At 47.0% G+C, this 6,445-nt stretch carries 8 protein-coding genes, 1 rRNA gene and 1 other RNA gene; all 10 read left to right on the forward strand.

Going from position 1 to position 6,445, the window contains the following annotated elements; genetic code table 11:
• Positions 1-14 precede the first annotated feature (14 nt).
• Complete coding sequence (locus tag RQP52_RS26250; protein ID WP_315954576.1) at positions 15-1,289, forward strand: radical SAM protein; 1,275 nt, start codon at positions 15-17, stop codon at positions 1,287-1,289.
• Between the two features lie 127 nt (positions 1,290-1,416).
• On the forward strand, positions 1,417-1,614 hold the full coding sequence (rpmE, locus tag RQP52_RS26255; RefSeq protein WP_029197218.1) for a 50S ribosomal protein L31: 198 nt from the start codon (positions 1,417-1,419) through the stop codon (positions 1,612-1,614).
• A gap of 91 nt (positions 1,615-1,705) precedes the next feature.
• Positions 1,706-2,119 (forward strand): hypothetical protein, encoded by a 414-nt coding sequence (locus RQP52_RS26260; protein ID WP_315954577.1) that lies wholly within the window; start codon positions 1,706-1,708, stop codon positions 2,117-2,119.
• 67 nt (positions 2,120-2,186) lie between these two features.
• Positions 2,187-2,450, forward strand: an RNA gene (gene ffs, locus RQP52_RS26265) — signal recognition particle sRNA large type.
• A 174-nt stretch (positions 2,451-2,624) separates the two neighbouring features.
• Entirely contained in the window at positions 2,625-4,361 is a 1,737-nt protein-coding gene (gene dnaX, locus RQP52_RS26270; RefSeq protein ID WP_315954578.1) for a DNA polymerase III subunit gamma/tau, read from the forward strand.
• Between the two features lie 24 nt (positions 4,362-4,385).
• Complete coding sequence (locus RQP52_RS26275; RefSeq protein ID WP_127457621.1) at positions 4,386-4,697, forward strand: YbaB/EbfC family nucleoid-associated protein; 312 nt, start codon at positions 4,386-4,388, stop codon at positions 4,695-4,697.
• A 45-nt stretch (positions 4,698-4,742) separates the two neighbouring features.
• Positions 4,743-5,339, forward strand: a complete 597-nt coding sequence (gene recR, locus RQP52_RS26280; RefSeq protein WP_127457620.1) for a recombination mediator RecR — start codon at positions 4,743-4,745, stop codon at positions 5,337-5,339.
• A 142-nt stretch (positions 5,340-5,481) separates the two neighbouring features.
• On the forward strand, positions 5,482-5,769 hold the full coding sequence (locus RQP52_RS26285; protein ID WP_127457619.1) for a DUF2508 family protein: 288 nt from the start codon (positions 5,482-5,484) through the stop codon (positions 5,767-5,769).
• Positions 5,770-5,771: 2 nt separating this feature from the next.
• Positions 5,772-6,041, forward strand: coding sequence for a pro-sigmaK processing inhibitor BofA family protein (locus RQP52_RS26290; RefSeq protein ID WP_315954579.1), 270 nt, complete (start codon positions 5,772-5,774; stop codon positions 6,039-6,041).
• 290 nt (positions 6,042-6,331) lie between these two features.
• Positions 6,332-6,445, forward strand: a 16S ribosomal RNA gene (locus RQP52_RS26295); the annotation flags it as partial.

The following is a 6,445-nucleotide window of genomic DNA, read 5'->3' on the forward strand; positions in this document are numbered from 1 at the left end:
AGAGGAGTACCGTTATGAATTTGGTTTATTCAGACTCACAAGGAAACGTTTTTGACCACCCGGATTTTTTGGCGCTTGGTCGAAATGCTGAAATGATAACAGAAATTATGGAAGACGAATTGATTCCGCTGCCCGAAGGGGCGACGCTTGTCAGTCTTCCTTTTACACGCCCAGTAGGCATAGATGCTGAGACTGGCGATATGAAGTTGGTGCCAGGCGATTATCATGCTGTGGGTGCGCTGCTGCCGCAGGGGTTTACCCGCCTGCTGCTTCCCGGTTACGTCAAATCCGACAAGACCAAGGCGCTGCCGCTGTTCGGTTATACGGCTGTTGTATGGAAGGATGAAGCCTTCTATGTAGCTGCTCGACTAACGGATAATCCCTACTTCTGGAATCCGATTCATTGCGATGTCACGGAGCTGGAGTCTCAAGTCAAAACCTTGACGGCCAAGTATCCGGAAAACCGCTTGTACGCCCACTTATCCAACTGCGCACTCGGTTATGAGTGCCTGACCGCTTCGAATACGTTCCTGCAGCGTTGGGAAGGCGCTGTTCCGGTCTCCTATTCCTGCAACGCAGGATGCTTCGGGTGTATATCGGAACAGCCGGATGAGAGCGGCTTTGTGGCTCCACAGACGCGTATGAATTTTAAGCCTCAGATCGAAGAAATAACGCAGATCATGCTGGAGCATCTACGTACGCCGGATAGCATTATTTCCTTCGGACAAGGGTGTGAAGGTGAGCCTAGCACGCAAGCGGCGCTTATTATTCCGGCGATCAAGCAGGTTCGTGAGCAGACGAAGATGGGCTACATCAACATCAACACGAATGCAGGGCTGACAGACCATATACGCGGCATCGTAGACGCAGGGCTTGACCTGATGCGTGTGAGTACAATCAGTGCTTTGGATGATCACTACAATGCCTATTACAAGCCTAGAGCTTATACGCTGAAAAATGTAGAAAAATCCCTTCGCTACGCAACGGACAAAGGTGTCATCACTTCCATCAATTATCTTGTTTTCCCGGGGGTAACGGATCGGGAGGAAGAGATTGAGGCTATGATCGAATTCGTGCGAAGAACGGGATTAAAATTAATTCAATTGCGCAACCTGAATATTGACCCTGAAAGTTATTTGGGGATTATCCCTAAGGCTCGGGGTGAGCTGCTTGGAATGAAGCAAATGATTGAGATTTTCGAGCAGGAATTGCCGGATGTTGTACTTGGATCCTACTCGCATACGCCAAAGTTCTACGCTAGCGACAGAAATACGACAATGGTTCTCTAAGGTAGAGGTTCCACTCGTTTTTCCATTGCATTCGAACTTGCGAATATGCTACAATGCAAAAGTACGTTAAGTACGTCCATTAACTCTGATTCAGCAAATGATTCAGGGCGGAAAGAGGTGAACCAACATGAAAGCAGGTATTCATCCTACTTATCATGCAACCACAGTGACTTGCGCTTGTGGTAATGTGTTCGAAACGGGTTCAATCAAGCAAAATCTTCGCGTTGAGATTTGCTCTAATTGCCATCCTTTCTACACTGGTAAACAAAAGTTTATCGATGTAGGCGGCCGTGTCGACAAGTTCAAAAAGAAATACGGAATCTAATTGGTATCAATTACTTTGCTGCCAATCAGCATAAGACGTCCTCCCTTGGTCATCCTAAGTTTAGACTTAGAGTCCAATGGGAGGTGTTTTTATGTTCAAGGGTATGCGAAGATTGACCATTGCCATCCTGCTTACCGTGAGCTTGGCCGGGTGCGGCATCAATTCGAGTAACAAAAACCCGCCGCAGACGGATACGGGCAATTATAAAGCGCAAAATTACAAGCGTGACGGGTATTTGGGGATCACCAACGTGAATCCAAACGACCCGCTGAATCCTACGTATCATCACTACGAGGATGATTCGAACTTAATGAAAAATGTGCTCGCACAGTTTCAGGGGATCGAGAAATCCAATATTGCCATCAACGGACCCAATGCTCGGGTGAAAATAAAAGCAAAGTCGAATTTGACGGCGGCGCAGGTTGAGGAGCTTCGCTCCCAAGTACAAAATGCTTTTGATACCAATATGCCGCGATACAAAACAACGGTGAAAATGTCACGTTAATCCAGGGGATCAGGTATATTTTCCCCCTTAGTTGCTATTTACAGGTGAATCAGCTATACTATTTTTACTGTGCTAGACGGGGAGGTAGCGGTGCCCTGTAACTCGCAATCCGCTGTAGCGGGGTTGAATTCCTGTTAGCGGTACTGTGATGTGAGGTCTGGCTCTTACACGTGGTGTTGAGAGTTGGGTCCTTCGCAATGAATGCTCATGAACCCGGTCAGGTCTGGAAGGAAGCAGCCGTAAGTGAGATGTTTCATGTGCCGAGGGGCTGCCTGACTTGAGCCAACGATAAGAGTTCGCTTGTATCACTTTATCAATAACAGGTGCACGGTTTACCATGTAATTTCATATGACTTTGAACTTGGACGCCTTCTTATGAGGCGTTTTTTATTTTGTCTATCCGCATCAGATCCGGATTCCATGTTTGATCCTCTATTTCATCCCCTGTTGCGATATAGTATAATGGATTCAGCATTCCACGCAGGGATTAATGGAGAGGAACACTATGGCACATATTGCTCTATATCGAACGTGGAGGTCTCAGACGTTTCGTGAGGTTGTCGGACAGAAACATATCACGCAGACACTGCAGAATTCTTTGCGAGAAAATCGCCTTACCCATGCTTATTTGTTCAACGGTCCACGGGGAACAGGGAAGACAAGTACGGCCAAAATATTAGCCAAAGCAGTTAACTGCTTAAACGGTCCAGCGGAAGAGCCATGCAATGCTTGCTCTGCCTGTGAACGAATTACAGACGGCGCTGTCATGGATGTCGTTGAGATTGACGCCGCTTCAAACCGCGGTGTTGAAGAAATTCGGGATATTCGGGATAAAGTCAAGTATGCTCCTACCGAAGTCAGACAGAAGGTCTATATCATCGATGAAGTGCACATGCTGACTACAGAGGCTTTCAACGCACTGCTTAAGACACTTGAAGAGCCGCCGGCCCATGTGATGTTCATACTAGCGACGACGGAGCCGCATAAGATTCCGGCAACGATTATTTCTCGCTGTCAGCGCTTTGACTTTCGACGTGTTTCAATGGATGATCAGGTGCAGCGGCTGAAATATATTTGTGATCAGGAACAGATTTCCATTAACGAGGAAGCGCTCCATTATATTGCGAGATTGTCCGATGGCGGGATGCGCGATGCGCTCAGTCTTCTGGATCAAGCGACCTCTTTTGCAACAGGGGAAGTGCAGCTCTCTGACATATTGTCCATTACCGGCGGAGTGGCATCCGACCAATTTAAGAAGCTCGTGCTTTGTATCAAAGACAAGGATCTTGGCGCCGCGCTAGAGCTAATCGATACATTCATGCAAGAAGGCAAAAGCGCTGACAAATGCATCGAGAATTTGATTAATTATTTCCGTGATTTGCTCATGGTTCGTATGGTGCCGAATTCGCCGGTCATTACAGAACGCGTGTTTGATATGCGCGAGCTCAGTGATATTGCCAGCCATTTTACACCAAACGAAATGATGGGCATGATAGAAATACTGAATCATTATCAGAGTGAAATGAAGTATTCTGTCCAGCCCCAAACCCTGCTCGAGATTTCGATTATGAAAATGTGCGGTGGTCATAGCGGCGAAGGACATACGGCTGTCAGCACAGGGGCAGATTCGGGAAGCCGAATGCCGCAAGGCGATCTTTTTGCTCAAATGTCCCAGAAGCTCAAACAACTTGAAGATCAGATAGCTGGACTGGTAAAATCGGGAGTATCGGGTGCGGCAGTTGAAACGAAACCAGCTCCCAAAATGCCGGTGGCCTCTGCGCCGTCCAAGAAGTCAGGAATTAAGCTTGATGGGTACTTGAAGGCTTCGGAAGGTCCGGAAACCAAGGCAGCTCTAATGAAATGGAGTCAGGTGCTGGGTCTGGTCAAAGAGAAGAAGATTACTGTCCATGCTTGGTTTGTGAATGGTGATCTGGTCTCGATGCTGGATGATGTGGTATTGGTGGCGTTCAAGAATGAAATGCACCGTAACACCACAGAGAAACCGGAGAACAAACTCATTATCGAGCAAGTGCTCAGCTCAGTATTCGGCAAACCCATGCGCTTGCTTACGGTTATGCGCAAAGAGTGGGACGACGCCAAGAGTGATGTGACTAGCAGTCCGCCTGAAGTTCTAGAACTTGTGGCAGAGGAAGGCAGCCCAGGATCTCCACCCAAAGAGGAGTGGATCTCCGAAGCGATTCAACTGTTTGGCGAAGATTTAGTGACCATTAAAGAAGACTAGACTAAATACAAAGGAGCAAACAAAATGAATAACATGAACCAAATGATGAAACAAGTGAAGAAAATGCAAGAGCAAATGATGAAGGCTCAAGAAGAACTGGGTACGAAAATCATTGAAGGCACAGCTGGCGGCGGCGTTGTTACTTGTACAGTGAATGGACACAAGAAAGTACAAAGCATCACAATCAAGCCTGAAGCTGTTGATCCGGATGATGTTGAAATGCTGCAAGACCTTGTGCTTACAGCTGTCAATGATGCGATGACGAAAGCGGAAGAAATCGCGAATAAAGATATGGGCAAATTCACAGGTGGCATGAACATCCCTGGTTTGTTCTAGTCACAACCATGAGTTACGATTCTGAAAGATGAGGGAGAACTTCCTTTGTATTACCCCGAACCGATTTCTAAGTTAATCGATGCTTTCTCCCGTCTGCCGGGGGTAGGCCCCAAAACGGCGGGACGCCTTGCCTTTCATGTACTTCGTATGAAGGAAGAAGACGTGATTGATTTTGCGAAGGCGCTCGTCAACGTGAAAAGAAACCTCCACTACTGTTCCGTTTGCTGTAACATTACCGATGTCGATCCTTGCCGGATCTGTCAAGATAAGAACAGGGATGGTTCCGTCATTTGCGTCGTACAGGAGCCTAAGGACTTGGTTGCTTTGGAACGCACCAAAGAGTTCGAAGGCTACTATCATGTCCTGCATGGGGCAATTTCCCCTATGGAAGGAATCGGACCCGATCAAATTCATATCGCCGAGTTACTCAAGCGGTTGGGGGATGAAACCGTACAGGAATTAATTTTGGCCACGAACCCGAACATTGAAGGTGAAGCTACGGCTATGTACCTGTCTCGATTAGTGAAGCCGTTTGGCCTGAAGGTTACGCGTATCGCGCACGGACTACCTGTTGGCGGCGACTTGGAATATGCCGATGAAGTAACACTGTCCAAAGCGATGGAAGGCCGCAGGGAATTATAAATAGCGTTAATCATGCAAAAGGGAGCTGAAGAGCTCTCTTTTTTTGTTTCGTGTAAAAGAAGTGCTTCAGTTCTATTTGCTCTATTTCCCCCATAAGCATAAGGGTAGATTAACCCGCATTTGGGGTCATGGAGGTTTGCTGATGAGACCAGCACTATTAGGCATGCACGGAAGGAAGAATCCACAGACGAAAAAAGGGGCAAAAGAGGAACTTCTGCGGGACAAGCAATTGCTGCTGCAAGAGATTCGTTCGGCACATGCGAATTGGGTGGCTGCTCAGGCACATTTCGAGTTTGCCTTGGACAAGGATCAGATTGACTATGCCATTTATGCGATGGAGGCGGCTGAGAAAAGATTTGAAATGCTGATCAAACAGGCTAAAAGGCTAAATCTGAGCATGATTGACACTGATCGATTACTGGAGGTGTAGACGTGTATATTAAATATGCGGTATGGGGAGTACTCATACTATCCTCACTAATTCTACTTGTTACCGTATTGCGTAACAGAGGGGCCGGCAGATTATTGTCTGGTCTAACGTTGAACGTTGTTGTAGCGGCCTTCCTGCTATATGCTTTGAATTTGCTGAGCGCCTATACGCAGGTGGATTTGCCGATTAATACAGCCACATTAGGGACAGTAACGGTGCTCGGTGTGCCTGGTGTTCTTCTGCTTGTTGGATTAAAGCTGACCTTGTTATAGGTGGAAGGAAAATACAGTTATCATATAGGTTGACTCGGAAGCAGCATCTGTGGTATCTTATAAAAGTTGCCGCTGAGACATGCGGGAATAACGAGTAACTTGAGAAAAACAAGTTGCAAATATAAAGTTAGTGTGGTATATTGAACTTCCGGCTTTCGAAAGAGAGCGGATAGGACAAGAGTTCTTGATCTTTGAAAACTGAACAACGAGTGAGTAAGCACAGTCGAGCAATCGACTATAAATGAGATGAATAATCTCGCTAGCAAGTCAATGAGCTATTCAGCTTTTCTATTATGGAGAGTTTGATCCTGGCTCAGGACGAACGCTGGCGGCGTGCCTAATACATGCAAGTCGAGCGGAGCACTTCGGTGCTTAGCGGCGGACGGGTGAGTAACACGTAGGCA

The sequence above is a fragment of the Paenibacillus violae genome (genome assembly GCF_032461945.1).
Classification (GTDB): domain Bacteria; phylum Bacillota; class Bacilli; order Paenibacillales; family NBRC-103111; genus Paenibacillus_E; species Paenibacillus_E violae.